The 18,698-nt window shown below is 55.0% G+C and carries 16 protein-coding genes and 2 tRNA genes; 7 read left to right on the top strand and 11 right to left on the bottom strand.

Annotated elements, in window-relative coordinates; all coding sequences use genetic code 11:
* The 8 genes from G403_RS0121400 to G403_RS0121365 form a co-directional block, all read right to left on the bottom strand.
* Positions 1–77: transfer RNA gene (locus G403_RS0121400), tRNA-Arg, on the bottom strand.
* 4 nt (positions 78–81) lie between these two features.
* A tRNA-Ser gene (locus tag G403_RS0121395) sits at positions 82–170 on the bottom strand.
* Positions 171–232: 62 nt separating this feature from the next.
* On the bottom strand, positions 233–421 hold the full coding sequence (gene csrA, locus G403_RS0121390; protein ID WP_027855784.1) for a carbon storage regulator CsrA: 189 nt from the start codon (positions 419–421) through the stop codon (positions 233–235).
* A gap of 244 nt (positions 422–665) precedes the next feature.
* Positions 666–1,901: an aspartate kinase gene (locus G403_RS0121385; protein ID WP_027855783.1), complete on the bottom strand. Its 1,236-nt coding sequence runs from the start codon at positions 1,899–1,901 to the stop codon at positions 666–668.
* Positions 1,902–1,948: 47 nt separating this feature from the next.
* Positions 1,949–4,546: an alanine--tRNA ligase gene (gene alaS, locus G403_RS0121380; RefSeq protein WP_036235008.1), complete on the bottom strand. Its 2,598-nt coding sequence runs from the start codon at positions 4,544–4,546 to the stop codon at positions 1,949–1,951.
* Positions 4,547–4,752: 206 nt separating this feature from the next.
* Positions 4,753–5,220, bottom strand: coding sequence for a regulatory protein RecX (locus G403_RS0121375; protein WP_027855781.1), 468 nt, complete (start codon positions 5,218–5,220; stop codon positions 4,753–4,755).
* A 53-nt stretch (positions 5,221–5,273) separates the two neighbouring features.
* A complete protein-coding gene (recA, locus tag G403_RS0121370; protein WP_027855780.1) occupies positions 5,274–6,323 on the bottom strand; it encodes a recombinase RecA in 1,050 nt (349 codons plus the stop codon).
* A gap of 81 nt (positions 6,324–6,404) precedes the next feature.
* A complete protein-coding gene (locus G403_RS0121365; RefSeq protein ID WP_036235005.1) occupies positions 6,405–6,884 on the bottom strand; it encodes a nicotinamide-nucleotide amidohydrolase family protein in 480 nt (159 codons plus the stop codon).
* Positions 6,885–7,028: 144 nt separating this feature from the next.
* On the opposite strand from G403_RS0121365, the gene G403_RS0121360 reads away from it, so the two are divergent.
* Together G403_RS0121360 and fdhA are read left to right on the top strand one after the other, a co-directional pair.
* Positions 7,029–8,138: a DUF4214 domain-containing protein gene (locus G403_RS0121360; RefSeq protein ID WP_027855778.1), complete on the top strand. Its 1,110-nt coding sequence runs from the start codon at positions 7,029–7,031 to the stop codon at positions 8,136–8,138.
* 164 nt (positions 8,139–8,302) lie between these two features.
* On the top strand, positions 8,303–9,499 hold the full coding sequence (gene fdhA / locus G403_RS0121355) for a formaldehyde dehydrogenase, glutathione-independent (protein WP_027855777.1): 1,197 nt from the start codon (positions 8,303–8,305) through the stop codon (positions 9,497–9,499).
* Between the two features lie 5 nt (positions 9,500–9,504).
* Here the strand turns inward: fdhA and G403_RS0121350 are convergent, their stop codons facing one another.
* Positions 9,505–11,061: a methyl-accepting chemotaxis protein gene (locus G403_RS0121350; RefSeq protein ID WP_027855776.1), complete on the bottom strand. Its 1,557-nt coding sequence runs from the start codon at positions 11,059–11,061 to the stop codon at positions 9,505–9,507.
* Between the two features lie 176 nt (positions 11,062–11,237).
* Complete coding sequence (locus G403_RS0121345) at positions 11,238–12,233, bottom strand: LLM class flavin-dependent oxidoreductase (protein WP_027855775.1); 996 nt, start codon at positions 12,231–12,233, stop codon at positions 11,238–11,240.
* 147 nt (positions 12,234–12,380) lie between these two features.
* On the opposite strand from G403_RS0121345, the gene G403_RS0121340 reads away from it, so the two are divergent.
* The 5 genes from G403_RS0121340 to G403_RS0121320 all read left to right on the top strand — a co-directional run bounded on the left by G403_RS0121340 (position 12,381) and on the right by G403_RS0121320 (position 18,083).
* The gene (locus tag G403_RS0121340) at positions 12,381–13,730 is read left to right on the top strand and encodes an ABC1 kinase family protein (RefSeq protein ID WP_027855774.1); all 1,350 of its coding nucleotides are present in this window, start codon (positions 12,381–12,383) and stop codon (positions 13,728–13,730) included.
* A gap of 69 nt (positions 13,731–13,799) precedes the next feature.
* Complete coding sequence (locus G403_RS0121335; protein ID WP_027855773.1) at positions 13,800–14,495, top strand: dienelactone hydrolase family protein; 696 nt, start codon at positions 13,800–13,802, stop codon at positions 14,493–14,495.
* A 175-nt stretch (positions 14,496–14,670) separates the two neighbouring features.
* Entirely contained in the window at positions 14,671–16,218 is a 1,548-nt protein-coding gene (locus G403_RS0121330; RefSeq protein ID WP_156899764.1) for a CHASE2 domain-containing protein, read from the top strand.
* Positions 16,187–16,576 carry a hypothetical protein gene (locus G403_RS0121325; RefSeq protein WP_027855771.1) on the top strand — a complete coding sequence of 130 codons (390 nt, stop codon included), beginning with the start codon at positions 16,187–16,189 and terminating at the stop codon, positions 16,574–16,576. Before G403_RS0121330 ends, G403_RS0121325 begins: the two co-directional genes overlap by 32 nt.
* On the top strand, positions 16,569–18,083 hold the full coding sequence (locus G403_RS0121320; RefSeq protein WP_027855770.1) for a M48 family metalloprotease: 1,515 nt from the start codon (positions 16,569–16,571) through the stop codon (positions 18,081–18,083). Before G403_RS0121325 ends, G403_RS0121320 begins: the two co-directional genes overlap by 8 nt.
* A gap of 134 nt (positions 18,084–18,217) precedes the next feature.
* On the opposite strand, the gene G403_RS0121315 is transcribed toward G403_RS0121320, so the two are convergent.
* The coding region (locus tag G403_RS0121315; RefSeq protein WP_027855769.1) for a group II intron maturase-specific domain-containing protein at positions 18,218–18,698 on the bottom strand (481 nt) is incomplete at its 5' end.

The raw sequence follows: 18,698 nt of genomic DNA, 5'->3' as shown, positions 1-18,698 counted from the left end.
TGGCGCGCCCGAGAGGATTCGAACCTCTGACCGCCTGGTTCGTAGCCAGGTACTCTATCCAGCTGAGCTACGGGCGCTAAATGGCGGTGAGAGAGGGATTCGAACCCTCGATACCCAGGAGGTATACACCCTTAGCAGGGGTGCGCCTTCAGCCACTCGGCCATCTCACCGTCGACAACGGCGCGTATAGTACAAGACTGATTTTCAAAAGAAAAGGGATAATTTGAAAATCTTACTCCTGTCCTTCCTGGTCACCTTTTTCGCGTTGGATACGCTGATAAATCTCCTCACGGTGGACGGAGACATCCTTGGGCGCATTGACCCCAATCCGGACTTGGTTACCTTTGACACCAAGTACGGTCACAGTGACATCATCACCGACCATCAGGGTTTCGCCTACTCGGCGGGTAAGAATCAGCATGGTGGATCTCCTTATTACGTCCTTAGGGTGCTGACTTTCTGTATATCCACCCCAAGCCTACTTCGTAAGGATCAAGCTTGGGGGCGGATTCGCGTTTACATCCTTCCGATACATTCCAGCCCTGCATCGGTTCGGTGCCGTATTCAATTTTACGACACTCTACCGAAACAATAGCAGCTGCCAGCCTCTCTTGCGAAAGCACGGACGCCCTGCTGCTGCAATATAGCTCATCAGAGCCTCTGCGCTACTCACACACGGTGTCGGCGTTATCCAGATTGAACGCTGCATGAAGCGCGCGCACAGCAAGCTCCATATATTTTTCAGCGATCACAACGGATACTTTGATCTCGGATGTGGAGATCATTTGAATGTTGATACTTTCGGCAGCCAGGGCATCAAACATTTTACTGGCAACGCCCGCATGGGAACGCATACCAACACCAACGATAGACACCTTGGCAATCTTACTGTCACCGGAGCAAGAGCGCGCACCCAGCTCGGCGACAACCTGATCGAGAATAGCTCGGGCACGATCATAATCGTTACGGTGGACCGTGAAGGTGAAGTCGGTGGTCTGATCTGCGCCCACGTTTTGGACAATCATGTCCACTTCAATATTCTCGCGGCTGATCGGCCCCAGTATACGCGACGCGACCCCCGGAATATCGGGCACACCCACCACCGTCAATTTGGCCTCATCGCGATTGAAAGCGATGCCTGAGATAACGGGCTTTTCCACGGTTTCTTCATCCTCTATCGTAATCAACGTACCAGGACCATCCTGGAAGCTGGAAAGAACGCGCAGCGGCACTTTGTACTTTCCGGCAAACTCAACTGAACGGATCTGTAAAACCTTTGAGCCCAGACTGGCCATTTCCAGCATCTCTTCAAAAGTGATGCGATCCAGACGCTGCGCACCGGCCACCACCCGGGGATCAGTGGTATATACGCCGTCCACATCCGTATAGATCTGACACTCATCCGCTTTTAGTGCTGCGGCCAGCGCTACACCGGTGGTGTCCGAACCACCCCGGCCCAGCGTAGTGATATTGCCGTCATCATCAACACCCTGGAAACCGGCCACAATGACGACACGCCCCTCTTCCAGGTCGGCACGCATTTTTGTGGTCTCGATATCCTGGATACGGGCCTTACCATGGGCTGTATCTGTCAATATGCGAACCTGCCCACCGGTATAGGAGCGCGCTTCTACGCCCCGAGCCTTCAGCGCCATCGCCAACAGGGCAATGGTCACCTGCTCACCGGTCGAAACCAGCACATCCATTTCACGCTTATCCGGGTTGGACTGCACTTCCTGAGCCAGACCAAGTAATCGATTGGTTTCACCACTCATGGCGGAAACCACGACAACTACGTCATCACCGCGGTCGCGAAACCCTTTTACTTTATCCGCGACGGCGCCGATCCGCTCCACCGAGCCGACGGAGGTGCCACCATACTTTTGAACGTATAATGCCATTATCGTCTATTTCCCACGCGACAGCACAAACGGCTGCTTACGCTAATTTAGAGTGCCTGAGCAACCAGCTCCGGCACCAATTCCAGTGCGGCCGGCACAGCAGCGATATCGGTACCGCCACCCTGCGCCATGTCCGGGCGACCGCCGCCCTTGCCACCCAGCCGAGCGGCCAGCTCGCGCACCAGATCGCCAGCCTTAACCTGCCCGGTCAGATCCTTGGTCACACCGGCAGCGACCGCCACCTTTTCGCCGGATACAGTGACCAGAACCACAACACCACTGCCCAGCTTGTTTTTCAGCTGATCGATATTATCCCGCAGCGCTTTGGGCTCCACGCCTTCCAGTTTGGCCGCCAGCACTTTTACGCCACCAACCTCAACGACCTGATTGAGCAGATCGCCGCTGGCTGCAGCCGCCAGCTTGGCACTGAGGCGCTCGATCTCTTTTTCCAGCTGACGATTGCGCTCATTGAGCCCCTTAACCTTTTCGAGAACACTGTCCCGGCCTGCCTTAACCAGAGAGGACAGCTCGCCGATCACCTGCTCACTGTCTCGGAACCAGCGCAGAGCAGCAGGACCTGTAACGGCCTCGATACGACGCACGCCCGAGGCGATGCCGCTCTCCGAAATAATCTTCATGAGGCCGATATCCCCGGTGCGACTGGCGTGCGTGCCACCACAGAGCTCGATGGAGAACCCGTCCTCGCCCATCGTCAGAACGCGGACCCGATCCTCATATTTTTCGCCAAACAGAGCCGCAGCGCCTTTCGCCTTCGCCTCATCGATCGGCATGATTTCGGTAGAGACAGCCGTATTGGCCCGCACCTGCGCGTTGACGATATCCTCAACCTGCTGCAACTCATCCGCGGTTACCGCCTCAAAATGGGAGAAATCAAACCGCAGGCGTTCCTCATCCACCAAAGAACCTTTCTGCTGCACGTGACTACCCAGCACGCGACGCAGCGCTTCGTGAAGCAGATGAGTCGCGGAGTGGTTTAACGCCGTAGCACGCCGTTTTTCCACATTGATTTCGGTGGCAACACGATCGCCAATCTCAAGAACACCTTCGCTCAGCTCACCGTGATGCAGGTGCACCTTGCCCTCTTTGGTGCAGTCAGCCACCTGAAACAGGCCACGGTCCCAACGGAGTGTACCAGTATCACCGACCTGACCACCGGACTCGGCATAAAAGGCGGTATTTTCGAGAACAACAACGCCTCGCTCACCGGCACTGAGCTGGGTTACTGGCTCGCCATCCCGGAACAACCCCACCACTTTTGACTGATCTTCAAACGCTTCGTAACCACTGAAGCGGGTTTCGCCATCAACCTTGATGCGATCGTTATAGTCCACAGAGAACTGTCCCGATGCACGTGCACGCTGACGCTGCTGCTCCATTTCAGACTCAAAGCCATCCATATCCAGGCTGACTTCGTGTTCACGCGCCACATCAGCGGTCAGATCTACCGGGAAGCCGTAAGTATCATAGAGGCGGAACACAGTCTCACCGGGCAGCACTTTGCCATCCAGGTTCTCGATCGCCTGTTCCAGCAGGGACATACCGTTATCCAGGGTTCGAGCAAACTGCTCTTCCTCTTTGAGAATCACCTTCTCAACCTGCGCCTGCAGATCTTTCAGCTCTGGATAGGCATCGCCCATCTCTTTGACCAGCGGTGCAACGAGCTTATAGAAGAACGTACCCTTGGCTCCCAGCTTATTGCCGTGACGCACCGCCCGGCGGAGGATCCGGCGCAACACATACCCACGGCCTTCGTTAGACGGAAGCACGCCGTCGATAATAAGAAACGCACAGGAGCGAATATGATCGGCGATGACTCGCAGTGACTTGACGCTGGTGTCGCTGACGCCCACCACTTCGGCTGCGGCATTCAGCAGGTTCTGGAACAGATCGATCTCATAGTTGCTGTGCACGTTCTGCATAACGGCGGCGATGCGCTCCAGCCCCATACCGGTATCAATGGACGGAGCCTCCAGCGGAGTCATCGTGCCATCTGCAGAGCGGTTGTACTGCATGAATACGATATTCCAGATTTCGATGTAACGATCACCATCTTCATCCGGGCTACCGGGAGGACCACCGGCAACGTCCGGCCCGTGGTCGAAAAAGATTTCGGAGCAGGGGCCGCACGGTCCGGTATCACCCATCGCCCAGAAGTTATCTTCATCCAGCTTTGAGAAGCGCTCGGGATCGATGCCGATCTCCTCTTTCCAGATTCGTTCTGCTTCATCATCGCTGTGGTGCACGGTCACCCAGAGCTTTTCTTTGGGCAGGCCAAGCACTTCCGTCAGAAAGCCCCAGGCAAAGCCTATCGCCTCGCGCTTGAAGTAGTCGCCGAAGCTGAAGTTACCCAGCATCTCGAAGAAGGTATGGTGGCGCGCGGTATAGCCAACGTTTTCCAGATCGTTATGCTTACCACCCGCCCGTACACATCGTTGTGACGTGGTCGCCCGGCTGTAGTTGCGCTTATCGGTACCCAGGAATACATCTTTGAACTGAACCATACCGGCGTTGGTAAACAGCAGGGTCGCATCATTACCCGGGATCAGAGGACTCGACGGAACAATCTCGTGCCCCTGGGCATGAAAGAAGTCCAGAAAAGCCTGGCGAATTTCGGCACTCGTCATGTATTTCATCTGAATAAACCGTTGTCCTATGTCCTGTTTACACTGCAACCGGCCGGAATCGACCGGAGCTCGCAAGCAGCTCATACCAAACGTTACTTTGTCGGCAGAACGGATCGCGCATCAGCTACAGCAAAAAAATGGCGGGACAGTATATAACGTGTGTGATTTTTGTTCGAATACTTTTACCCGCGGAATGACGCTAAAACTCAGGATTCATCAGCGTCCAGCGCGTATTTCACCTCATCGTATCCAAACCCGCGCCCCAACAAATGGCGCATCCGCTTAGCCCGCTCCTTGTGATCGTCTGGAGGTCCCTCACCGTAGCGACGCACTGCATGTTCACGCGCAACCTCGAACCAATCGACAGCAGCCGCGGCGAGCGCTTCTGACACCAACGCCTCTGATACACCTTTGGTATTCAAGTCATAGCGGATCCTGCGTTCACCGTAGCCCTGCGATACGCGCTGGCGAAGAAACATCTCAGCCATACGCTGATCACTCTGATAGCCCTTGTCGATTACGTCATCGAGTACGGCCTGCAACACTCCCTTATCGCCAACACGCTTTTCCAGGCGCGACTCCAACTCCCTGCGGCTATATTCCCTGCGGGCCAGAAGCCGAATAACCGCCTCACGCACTTCTGCTTCAGTTTCTAACACTTTTCCCTGTTTCATACGTCCTCCAACGAAAAAAGGCCCCGAAGGGCCTTTCAACATTCATTGTTCTTTCAGAACTCCAGCTCGGCATTCTTTTCCGGCTTATCTGACTCTTCAGACTTTTTTGGGGTCGGCACACTGAGCAGCTCGGCCCGGATAGCCACTTCGATCTCTTGCGCAACATCCGGATGCTCTTCCAGATAGCGCGCTGCATTGGCCTTACCCTGACCTATCTTATCGCCCTTATAGGCATACCAGGCACCGGACTTATCCACCAATTTCTGCTGCACACCCAAATCGATGACTTCGCCCATGTGATAGATGCCGGCACCGTACATAATCTGGAACTCGGCTTGCCTGAACGGCGGTGAAACCTTGTTTTTAACGACTTTGACGCGGGTTTCGTTACCAATAACCTCATCGCCCTGCTTCACCGCACCGGTGCGACGGATATCCAGACGCACTGATGCGTAGAACTTCAGTGCATTACCACCGGTGGTGGTTTCCGGATTACCAAACATCACGCCGATCTTCATACGGATCTGGTTGATGAAGACCAGCAGACAGTTGGACTGCTTCACACTGCCGGTAAGCTTACGCAGCGCCTGGGACATCAAACGGGCCTGCAGGCCGACGTGAGAGTCACCCATCTCGCCCTCAATCTCCGCCTTCGGAGTCAAAGCTGCCACGGAGTCTACGATGATGACATCAACTGCACCGGAGCGGGTGAGCATGTCGGTAATTTCCAGCGCCTGCTCGCCGGTATCCGGCTGGGAGACAAGCAGCGAGTCTACATCAACACCCAGCTTCTCAGCATAACCCGGGTCCAGCGCATGCTCGGCATCCACGAACGCGCAGGTTTTGCCCTGTTTCTGCGCTTCGGCGATCACCTGTAGCGTCAAGGTGGTTTTACCTGACGATTCAGGCCCATAAATCTCGACAACACGGCCGTAGGGCAGTCCGCCAATACCCAGTGCTATATCAAGACCGAGTGAGCCGGTCGATACAGCCGGGATTGCCTCACGGGGCTGGTCACCCATGCGCATAACTGCGCCTTTACCGAACTGGCGTTCAATCTGTGACAGCGCCGCGTCAAGCGCCTTCTTTCTGTTGTCGTCCATCGTTCACCCTTTTATCGAGCCTGACGAATTAATACTGTATGCTTAAACAGTATTATTCCAGAACTCTCCCAATTTGCAACATCATTCCGGCAAATAGGCCAACACGCCTTCCAAAGCCTGAACAACGGCCTGCTCACGCACCGCTGCGCGGTCCCCGTCAAAGAAGCTCAGGCAGGAGACACCCGGCTTGTCGCGAACCGCCCACGCCAGCCAAACTGTTCCGACCGGCTTTTCATCACTGCCTCCAGCCGGGCCTGCCACACCGCTGATGGCCACCGCGATATCCGCATCGAGCCGGCCACGCGCCCCCTCTGCCATCTCACAGACCACTGCTTCGCTAACCGCCCCACATTCCTCCAGCGTGCGTGCCGAAACACCCAACATGGTTTGCTTGGCCTGATTCGAATAGGAGACATAGCCACCGAGAAACCAGGCCGAGCTACCGGCAATATCGGTCAGCTGTTTCGCCACCCATCCCCCCGTACAGGATTCCGCCGTGGCCAATGTAAGCCGGCGCTGAGTCATCACCTGCGCCACCTGTTTCGAAAGATCGTCCAACATCATCAGGTCCCTTTTTAAGGTCAGCATAGAGCGAGAGAGCGTACGATTCCAAATACTTTGAACCAACTTTAGGGTTGTATCGGGCGTCTATCTGTCGCTATTTTATCGGTATACACGCCCCCCGAACAAAAAGAGACGCCCCGCATGCTGCTCGAAGCCGACTACTACAGTGATGATCGAATTCTTGATACCGTTTCGGGGCTTCTGTTTTCGCCACTTACCGGAGCGGAGCGGAATAGCTTCTATGACGTGAAGGACTGGGACTTCAGCCAGCCTTACGATTACGGCGCAAACGATTTGGCCACCCCAGAGGATCTTAATACATCTGCCACGATCACGTTTTCCAACAAAGGCGCACCCAGCCTTTACTACCGTTTTTTCGGTGACTTCACTTTCCCGGAGACGGACCCTACCTGGGATCAAGTCAGCGGCACCGTGGATTATTTTGTCGAGCTTAACTACCAGAGTAGAGAGCACTATTACGACCGCATCGCGTTCGTTGACGCAGCGGCTGATTTTCAGACTGTCCTCAGATACGAATGGCCGGACTTATTGATCGGCGGCGACGAGATCCGCGGCGGCGATAATGACGATGTACTGGCAGGCTATACCGGTGACGATATTTTAATTGGTGGCGCGGGACATGACACCCTGTATGGCGGCGAAGGTCTGGACGCAGCTTACTACGCTGGCCCCCTTCGCGATTATGATATTACCCCGCTCTCGAATATCGTAGACCCTTTCGCCGTTGACCCACTGACGCGACTGGATGGCTGGTATATCGCTGATACCCAAACCAACCGGGACGGTGATGACAGGGTCACCGGCGTAGAGAGATTTTATTTTTCCGATCTGGTTTTAGGGTTCGATGACACAACAGCTGCTGCTTATAGTCTTTATGAAGCAGCTTTCAACCGCGCTCCTGACGAAGAAGGCCTCGGCTTTTGGATTGCGAAGCTCGAAGAAGGCATGACGTTTGAGGAAACATCAGCACGCTTTATCGACTCGGTGGAGTTCCTCTCGCTTTACGGAGAAAACCCGACTGACGGCGAATTCCTCAACGCTCTTTACTACAACATTCTTGACCGAGAAGCGGATCCTGAAGGACTGGATTTTTGGCTCGAACAGATGACAGTTGATCCCTCGAAAACCCAGGCAAAAGTGCTAGCCGACTTCGCCCTTTCTCAAGAGAACCAGGCCAATCTCGCTGGTACCGTCTCCAACGGTATGCTGTTTGAGTCCTGGTTTGTTTGAGCCGGGCTCTTCAACACCTTATACGCCCATGTCTTGATTCGACACTTCGATGTCTTTTTTGGATATTTCGACAAAGGCTGACCTGCGTACGCTGGCGTTGACCGTGTGGCCAAGTCGCCAGAACGGCTCTCTTATCGATAAGAACAAAAAAGGGAGAATTCCTGATGTCTCAAGCAAACAATCGCGGTGTCGTCTACAAAGGTCCGGGCGAGGTCGCGGTCGAGTCGATTCCCTATCCGAAGCTGGCCATTGGTGATCGCAAATGCGATCACGGCGTCATTCTGAAAGTTGTCACAACCAATATCTGTGGCTCCGACCAGCATATGGTTCGCGGTCGCACTACGGCGCCCTCCGGCCTGGTGCTGGGCCACGAAATCACCGGACTGGTGGTAGAAACCGGGCGCGACGTGGAGTTTATCAAACAGGGCGACCTGGTCTCCGTTCCATTCAATATCGCCTGTGGTCGCTGCCGTAACTGCAAAGAGGGCAAGACCGGTATCTGCCTGAACGTTAACCCCGCCCGCCCAGGTGCCGCCTACGGCTATGTGGACATGGGTGGATGGGTCGGTGGCCAGACCGAATATGTCATGGTTCCCTACGCTGACTTCAACCTGCTGAAATTCCCGGACGCCGACCAGGCCATGGAGAAGATCCAGGACCTGACACTACTCTCCGATATTTTCCCCACCGGCTTCCACGGCTGTGTTACCGCAGGCGTCGGGCCTGGCTCCACTGTCTACATCGCGGGCGCCGGTCCTGTGGGTCTTGCCGCTGCGGTCTCTGCTCAGCTGCTGGGTGCCGCCTGCGTCATCGTCGGCGATATGAACGTGGAACGCCTCAAGCAGGCACAGAGCTTTGGCTGTGAAACCATCGACCTTACCGAAGAGGGCGACATGGCTGATAAGCTGGAGGCGATCCTGGGTGAACGTGAAGTCGACGCCTTCGTCGACTGCGTTGGCTTCGAGGCTCATGCCTGCGGCTGCAACCATCACAAAGAAGCGCCCGCCACAGTACTCAACTCCGCAATGCAGGTGACCCGTGCCGGCGGCCAGATCGGTATTCCGGGCCTGTACGTCACTGACGATCCGGGCGCTGAAGATGAAGCTGCTAAAGAGGGCGCACTGAGCATGCGCTTTGGGCTGGGCTGGGCCAAGTCCCACTCTTTCCATACCGGCCAGTGCCCGGTCATGAAGTACCACCGGCCGCTGATGCAGGCGATCCTGTTCGATAAGGTCAAGATCGCCGATGCCGTTAACGTGAAGATGATCTCACTGGATGAAGCGCCTCAAGGCTACGCGGACTTTGATAGCGGTGCCGCGAAGAAGTTTGTCATCGATCCCCACGGTACCGTTGCGGCCTAAAACGATCAGGCCTGCATAATACAGCTGACCAGATAACGCTGCCGCTCGGCCAACCGCGCGGCAGCGTTATTTAGTTTTAACGTTAACGCCGCGTCTTCCACCGTTCGGCCTGACCCATCACTGATCTGCTGGATCCGTGCACTCACGTCACCGGCCACCGCATTCTGCTCCTCACTGGCTCCTGCGATACGGGTCGACATATCACTGATCTGATCGATAGCGTCCAGAATCTGTTCGAGCACCTGCCCCACTTCCTCAATGCGTTCAACGCTTTTCTCGGATAACGAGCGTTTTGCGTTCATCGCTTCCACAATGCTTTCGGTCTGCTGCTGCAAACCCTGGATCATCTGCTGAATTTCACCGGTGGAATCCTGAGTGCGCTTGGCGAGCTGCCTCACTTCATCTGCAACCACGGCAAAGCCACGCCCATTCTCACCGGCTCGCGCCGCTTCAATCGCTGCATTCAAAGCGAGCAAGTTAGTCTGCTCTGACACATCCGAGATGACACTGATGATGGATCCGATCCCCTGGCTCCGCGCCTGGAGTGCGGACACATCCTCCGTGGTGCAACTGATGGATTCAGCCAGCGCATGGATACTGGTTATCGTTTCCGCCACCACGTCACGGCCCTGCCCGGCACTGACATGGACAGCCTGGGTACGGTCTGCCGTTTGTGCAGTATTGGCACTCATGTCCGCGACGGTGGCACTGATCTGCTCCATCGCCGTAGCAAGCTGAATCAACTCCGCCTGCTGTTCCTCTATTTCATGACAGGTTCGTGCCATCACTCGAACACTCTCGTTTGCACCACTTAACACTTCACCGGACGTACTTTGCATCCGCCGGAGCACCGCGTCGAGCTGGGATTGTAACAACTGAAGCGTTAATTCCAGTTGCCCCACATCATCGACAGTTCCGGTATAGATCATCTGCTTTATCGGGTGATTCACCAACTCCCGGCTTTTGCTCACCAGTCGGCGTAGCGAGCCACACTGCCAGCCAGTCCAGAGCAAGCCTAACAGTATCGATCCAACGGCCGCGCCCCAGAACAACAGATCTCCACCGAATTGAATCCCCCCCAGAGCCAGCATGGGAACCCAGGAGATCAAAACACCGATCCACAGCCGACCACGCAAATCCGTCTTCGGTCCCCGCATCGCCCGCGGCTGCTTACCCTGCTTGCGTAGGCGGTATATCTCCTCAGCACGCCGAGCGAAACTTTGCGGCGGCACCCGAAAGATGCACTGCCACTCAACGATTTCCCCCTGTTCGATAACGGGTATCACATACGCATCGAACCATAGGGGGGTTCCGTCCTCTCGCCGGAGCTGTAGCATGCCCATCCAGGGTTTATGGGCTGAGATCGTCGAGGTGAGGTCCTTGAACGGCCCCTCCGGCATCTCTGGATGCTTAAGCCCCGTCAGCTCTGAATTGGTTAACTGTTGCATCGAGAAGCCACTGGCTTCGATAAAAGCCCGGCTAGCCTCCAGAATCCGACCATCGGGGCCTGTCACCAGGATAAGGTTGTTATCTTCTGTGGTGGATGCGTTTTTATTGTTCATGTTCATCCTCGTTTCGGTATTGCGAAACACGGACAAAGCAAATCGCAGACCACACCGGGCAAGCGCGCTAAGACGGCACAAAACCGGGAAAACGGTTGATTATTTAATTAACCCTCCGCGTCGATATTAAGCATATGATCGAAAGACCCGGGACTAGACAGCACCCCGGCACGGTTTCAAGCGCGGAGTGATTCGAGGATGGTAAGCGCTTCCAATCGTTTACCCTGGTCGTACAGATCGTTGGTGAACATCAGTTCATCGACCTGGAACTCATGGATGATATGTGCCAGCTTGGACTTTACTGTTGCAGGCCCACCGGCCACCTGAAGCCCCAGAAACGACTCCACCGAGGCTCGTTCCTGAGCGGTCCACAACCCGTCCATACTATCCACGGGTGGCTTCAACCACAACGGCTCGCCGCGCATCAGGGCCAAGACCCGCTGTTGAGAACTGGTTGCCAGCCACCGCGCTTCCTCATCACTCTGAGCGGCGATGAGTGGCAGTCCCAAAACAGCATAGGGTTCGCTCAACACGGCCGAGGGCTGAAACCGATCTCGGTACAGCTCCAGCGCTTCATAGGAAAAACGCGGCGCAAAATGGCCGGCAAAGGCATAGGGCAGGCCGCGCTCAGCAGCAAGCTGAGCGCTGAACAGACTGGAGCCCAGTAACCAGATCTCAACCTGACTCCCCTCGCCGGGAACCGCCCTGACCCGGGCATTCGGATCCGCTTCACCCAGCAGTTTTTGTAGTTGAGCTACCTCCTCAGGAAAATGCTCTGCGCGCATATCATCCCGACGCAGCGCTCGACTTGTCAGCGGATCGGTGCCTGGCGCACGCCCCAACCCCAGATCGATCCGCCCCGGGTAAAGCGCATCCAGCGTACCAAACTGCTCCGCCACGACCAGCGGCGGATGGTTCGGCAACATAATACCGCCGGAACCTACACGCATGCGCCGGGTATTAGCGGCCACCGCACCAATCAGCACTGACGTTGCCGAGCTTGCGATGCCCTGCATATTATGGTGTTCAGCCAACCAGAAACGGTGGATACCGAGTGCATCGGCATGACGGGCATACTCAAGGCTGCGCGCCAGCGTCTGTCCGGCGTTCTCCCCGAGACGCATCGGGGCCAGTTCAAGCAGCGAAAAAGGGATTTCTGACAGTGATTTCATGGCGCTCTCCTTCATTAGAGACCTATGCTGCCATATCGTCATGAAACGATATACCCCGGGCTCGCTTTTTCTGGTCGGCCAAAACATCCAGATGCATTTGTTTGTCGTACAGCTTAACCACCCCCTCTACCATCACAGGATTTCAGAATGACAGACACAGGCAAAACGAGACGCGCAGCGAAGGTACCAAGTAGCCGCCTATCGCGCCTGGCTAACCTTGGGGGGCTGGCCGGTCGCGTTGCGGGCAACCTGATCAGTGACGGCAGTCGGGAGTGGATGCGTGGTAATCGCCCAGCACTGTCGGACCTTCTGCTCACCCAGCGCAACGTCGAACAGGTCGCCGATCGCCTTGCCCGTATGCGCGGTGCCGCGATGAAACTTGGCCAGTTGATCTCCATGGACGCCGGAACCCTGCTACCGCCTGAGTTGGCCACCGTACTCGAACGCCTGCGCCAGGACGCGGTCATCATGCCGGCCGCGCAACTGGTTGACGTCCTGGAAGCCAACTGGGGGCACGAGTGGAACCGACACTTAAAGCAGTTTTCTTTTGAGCCGATCGCTGCCGCCTCTATTGGTCAGGTGCATCGCGGTATTAGCCACCAGGACCGGGATCTGGCGATCAAGATCCAGTATCCGGGCGTATCACGCAGCATCGACAGTGACATCGACAATGTCTGCTCACTGCTGCGCATGAGTGGACTGCTGCCCCGGGACCTGGACATACAACCGCTGGTCGACGAAGCCAAGCACCAGCTGCGCCTGGAAACCGACTATCAGCATGAAATGAAAGAGATGGTGGCCTTCGCCCAGGCGCTGGAGGTTTTTCGTCACCGAGACGCCGTCCATATACCTGGAGTCGAGCGGGCACTTTCCACCAGACAGATCCTGTGTATGGATTATCTCGAGGGGGTTCCGCTACAAAACGCGGCGCAACGCCACGCCTCCCTTCGCGACGAAATTCCGGCCGTGCTGCTCGAACTGTTCTTCTGTGAACTGTTCCAGCTCCATACGGTGCAGACCGACCCGAACCCCGCCAACTACCGTTACAATCTGGATGATGAACGTCTGGTATTGCTCGATTTTGGTGCTGTACGCCATTTCCCGCCAGCGTTCGTCGAACATTACAGCACAGCAATCTGCGCAGCGACGGATCGACAACCTCAGGTACTCGCACAATCGCTGGAGGCACTGGGCTTTTTCAGCCAACGCCATGATGCAGCCAACCGCGAGGTTGTACTCGATATTTTCATAGAAGCCACTGAGCCCCTACGTACGCCCGGCCTCTATGATTTTGGCAATTCTGACCTGGCCAGAAGGATTCATGCCCGCGGCAAAGCGATCAGCGCTGATCCGAACGCATGGCATACACCGCCGGCCGATGTGCTCTTCCTACACCGCAAGATGGGTGGGCTGTTTATGCTTGCCGCACAGCTGGGGGCGCAGGTAGATGTTAACGCTATTTTCAACCACTACCGTACACACCTCGATAGCCTTTGATTTGGCGCTCCGGATAATCTCTGGTTAATCTGTATTTTCTTTCAACTGAATCAGTTACAGGAGATGTCCATGCACGTACGATGGATCGATATCCCGAACGTCGACAACACAGGATTTTCCGGCTATCTCTCTCTACCCCCCACCGGAACCGGGCCCGGCATCGTGATTGTGCAGGAGATATGGGGCGTTAACAGCCATATCCGGGCCGTCGCCGACCAGTACGCGCTGGATGGCTATGTGGTGCTTGCCCCTGATGTCTTCTGGCGCCAGGAGTCCAAGGTCGACCTGGGCTATGACGAAGCAGGTCGTGCGCGTGCTATGGAGCTGCGACAAGCTGTCGATGATGCCCAGGCCGGAGCCGATGTCGCTGCCGCTGCTGAATTTCTTAAAACGCTTCCTGAAGTCCAGGGCGGAGTTGCCGCAATCGGGTTCTGCCTCGGTGGACAGTTAGCCTACCGGACAGCGGCTGCAGGTGCTGTCGACGCCGCGGTATGTTACTACGGCGGAGGTATCCAGAATGCGCTGGAGCTTGCCGGAAACATAACTCAACCGATACTTTTCCATTATGCGGAGTTGGATAAGATGATTCCCGCGGACGCGGTAGAAAGTGTCAAAGGCGCGTTCAAAGGCCGTGACAACGCTACTTTCCAAGACTACGAAGGCGTCGACCACGGCTTTAACTGTTGGGGACGCCCGGCTTACGATCAAAAAGCGGCTGCAAGCGCCCATGGGCGTACGCTGTCATTTCTTACAGCCCACCTCTAAACTCGACGCAGCTGTCATAACTAGTCTTCTTAACACTCATTCTGGCAGCTGTGTTTACAAAAAACGAAGGCTAAAGTAATTTATGTCTCTAATTGAACTCATTCGATGACACTACTCGAAAGATGATCAGTTAAAGCAGCCTGCAAAATGCGTGTTACTCAAGGATGAGAATACCGTGACACAATTGCATGAATCATCGCGATATCGGCCAACAACTCGCAGCATGCGATTCACTTTATCGTCTGCATTCATTATTCTTCTGGTCGCCCTTTTCCTTCTTAAGTTCTCTCCTTTAGGTACCTCCGACAGGTCGGACAAGTACGCCCAAGACTTGTTCAATCGTTTCCTTGGCGATTACATTTATCCTGACACGGCTCAGAACCAGAGCCTCGTATTACTCCTGACTGACCAATCATTGGCCAAATACCAGCAAGGCCGCTGGCCGGCTGATTACACGTTTCACGGTCGCGTTCTCAACAATTTACTCAAGCACCAGCCTCGTAGCGTATTCATCGACTTTTACTGGATGAATACTTCAAAACCGGGGGCGGACTATCTCGTTAGAGTACTCAAACGCTATAAACGCTCGGCAGTCCCTGTATACGTAGCCGTTACCTCCACCGCAGATTTCCGAGCGCTTTGGCCAGAGCTATCCGATCTGGTCATTCCGGTATCAGCCACGATTGACCTGGATGCCAGCGACTTTGTTGCCCGCAGCTATCTCCCTTACGACAGCGCCCGAGACCTCCCTACGGCAGCCTTTAAACTGGCAATCGATCAAGGCGTCCAACTGAGCGACCTGAAAACTCTGCCTAACATGCAAATTTTCTGGGGAACCCGCCCAAACGCTTTCAACGAAAGCTGGATGGAATCTCCCTCTGACACAGAGCGCAGCACCTCCTCTGTACTTACCCAAGGCTTTTCAGGCCTCAACCAGAACCTCCCCTACTCCTCTGCGCTATTTGTCCGCGACCTGTTAAATCTCGTTCCTTCCAAAAAGAATTCTCCGTTGGGCGATGAAAACCAAGCCCTTATGGAAGCTCGGGAACTTATACAGGGAAAAACAATTTTTTACGGCGGAAGCGTTAGTGGGGTCCAAGATATCGTGTTTACCCCCCTGCGAGACGTTTTGCCCGGCGTGTTTTACCATGCGATGGCGTTCGACAACCTCACAACCTGGGGACAAGGGTATAAGGCAGATCAACCCCATGCCCGTAGCTGGCTACCCACTATCCCACTTTGGCTGTTGGATAGCGTTGCTCTTCTGTTCGTCATTCTCCCCGTGTGCCTCTACGAATTCCGCGGTATGGGTCGCCCCTTCGTAACAAGAGTCGATGCAAAACTCGCACTCTCTCCAGAACAGCAACAACAGTTTGTCGCCCGCTTTGCCCGCTCGGCCCAGATAGTGGCTCGGCTTTCCGTAATGCTCTGTCACCTGACACTGCGTACTTTTTGCGCAGCATTGCCAATCATTCTACTCAGTAGTTGGATTCTGTTTTGCGCCTGGGTTGGGTTCGATGTTTTCAACCTTGCTGCTGCCTCCTGGGTGGGTTACGCCGGCGTAATCACACTTGGTTTTATGCTCGACAAAACAAAGTGGCTGCAAAGCTGTACAACACTTTGGCTCGATACACAGCCCAGCACCAGCCAAGAACGCCCCCACGAACCTAAGTTTGAGGAGCCAACTCCACATGTCCAATTTAATCGCGAAGAAAACAACTAGGCTTTGCCTCCTTACCACTGCAGTGGGCCTCTGGGTAACCCTGACCAGCACCTACGTCGCAGCATCGGATCTGGTTATTACTGCACTGAAGCCCGGTGAAACCTTTTTGGAGCTCTTCAATCCAGACACCGGTGCTTTCGAACAGGAAATAGATGCAGCGGATCTCACCTTCCCTATACCCATTAAACGAGATCTAAGCGGCATGTTTCTTATAGAGCTGAAAGGCAGAACCTACTCTGTCGGCAGCACTTTTGTCAGCACAACAAAGGAGTACAGCGTGACTGCACAATGCGACAACAACATCCACGCAGAGGCTGTTGCGAGCTCACGCGGAATCGGAGGTGAAGGCTGTGAATAAACAAGTACGACTGATAACTCTGGTGGCCATTACAGCGTTGGCTGGCTGTAAAACAGATACGTTGATGACCAAAGTCTCGGATTTCATGCCGGGCGGTTTTAATGACGAAACACCCTACATTCAGCAGCTGACCGAAGCACGTGGCAAAGCGCTGAATGGTGTCGGCGTTGATGCGGACAGGCTACGCACCCAGAGTGAAGGGCGCGGCTTGATAGACGCTCCCAGCGTCGAGCAGTTAATGAACGACCATCTGGCCAGGCTAAAAAAGGCCAGCAATATCGAAGATATAGAAGGCCAGGCATACATCTCGGCAGAAAAAGGCTTTGCCGCTAGAACCTCCGCAGATGGAAACATCTACATTCCGATGGGCATGTTGAGCGATCTGGAGAACAGCCACCAGCTGGCTGCTCTACTGGCCCACGAGTTATCGCACGCAATTCTCAATCACTCAAACTCTGACATGTTGGTGACACTGCAGAAAAAAGCCCTGCTTTTTACCCAGCTCACCGGCCAGTTTAACAACGACAACAACGAGATTGCTCCCAGTGATAAACGTCGCATTCGAAATGTCATGGCGATGACGCTGGTTTCTGATGGATTTCTCAACCCTGGATGGACTCGAGGTCAGGAGGAAGACGCCGATAGACTCGGTCTCGACCTCCTCGTCGCGGCCGGGTACAACCCCGAAGCAATGAACGAAGTCTTACTCAAACTTGACGCCTGGCATACACAAAATCAGGCTATTAAAAATACACACGAAGAGAGACAGAAGGCGCTGGAAGCTTCGGTCGGCGCTACGGACCTAAACGCTCAGTTGAACAACTCTCTCGAACAGCTCACCCAATCCCTCGGCAAAGTTCTGACCTCCTTCAGTGAAAGCCACCCAAGCCCGGAGGAACGCATCGAGGCATTAAAGAGCTATGTCAGCGCTCACTACCGCCGTGCCGGACGTCCGCCAATGAGTAACGATAGTTGGACCAAAACCATCAACTCTCGTGAAACCAAAGCCTTAATTAGAGCCATCTCGGCCGTCTCCGATGCAGAACAAGCGCTGGCCAAAAACCAGACAGGCGATGCGCTCCAGACGGTACTGGGCCAGATTAACAGCTATACGAAGGAGCAGAACTTTATTCGCCAGTCTCTCATCGATATTCGTGACGCGCAGGGCAAAAACGCATCGGTTATGGCAAACATCCGTTACGGGCTTGAGGGACGCTACCCATCGTTCCGGCTAACCTATGAACAGCTGCTAAGGTCTAACGACAGGACTCCTGACGCATCATTGCTGACAAAACTAACCGACAGCTTCAACAATTACGGCAAGCCCCCTGCTTACTATCCACAGCTCATTTCGATCGCAGATCAAATGGATAACAAGCTGATGAAAACCGCGCTTATGACAGAGTGTCGTCTAAACTATGCAGGCGAAGCTGTGGCATGCCAGCCTAACGAGTCCGCGCAAGATCAAGAGATCAGTTACACACGCTTCGTCAACCAGCTGCTCTAGTCGCGAGTCATACGTGACCCAGCGTCTTAGTGTACGCGTATCGACGTTGCAACCGATTTTCATATCGAGTAGGAGGAGGTCTTGCGATCTCCGTCCTCTCACACCACCGTACGTGCGGTTCCGCATACGGCGGTTCATGATACACATTTAAGCCGATGATACTGATCCATCAGCGATACCAGTCCGATGCGATCAAACACCTTCTTCGGCAGCGCCTGATTCAAGTGCGAGGCGCATGAGTTCCACCAGGGACCACGCCCATTGGTGGCACTGCGCCAAGCCCTGTCTTCAGACAGACCCAGTCGCATCAGCATCTTGACCCGGGTGAACGGCCGCTTCCATTGACGCCAGAGGATTTTGCGCAGATGCCGGCGGATCCAGCCATCCAGCGCCTCGAAGCTCCCTTTCACATCGCTATATCGGAAGTAGTTGATCCAGCCCCGCAGTTTCGGGGTCAGTATCTCGACCGTCCGATAGATCCTCTGTCCTCGACCTCGGCGAAGCACCTGCTTGATCGTAGCCTTCAGTCTCTTCAGCGACTTCTCTGCCACTTTGAGCCGGATATTCCGCGTGCGATTATCCACGCTATAGCCCAGAAAACTCCTGTTCCAAGGT

Origin of the sequence: Marinobacterium litorale DSM 23545 (genome assembly GCF_000428985.1) — a bacterium.
Taxonomy (GTDB): Bacteria; Pseudomonadota; Gammaproteobacteria; order Pseudomonadales; family Balneatricaceae; genus Marinobacterium_D; species Marinobacterium_D litorale.
This window is presented reverse-complemented; position numbering and strand designations above follow the sequence as displayed.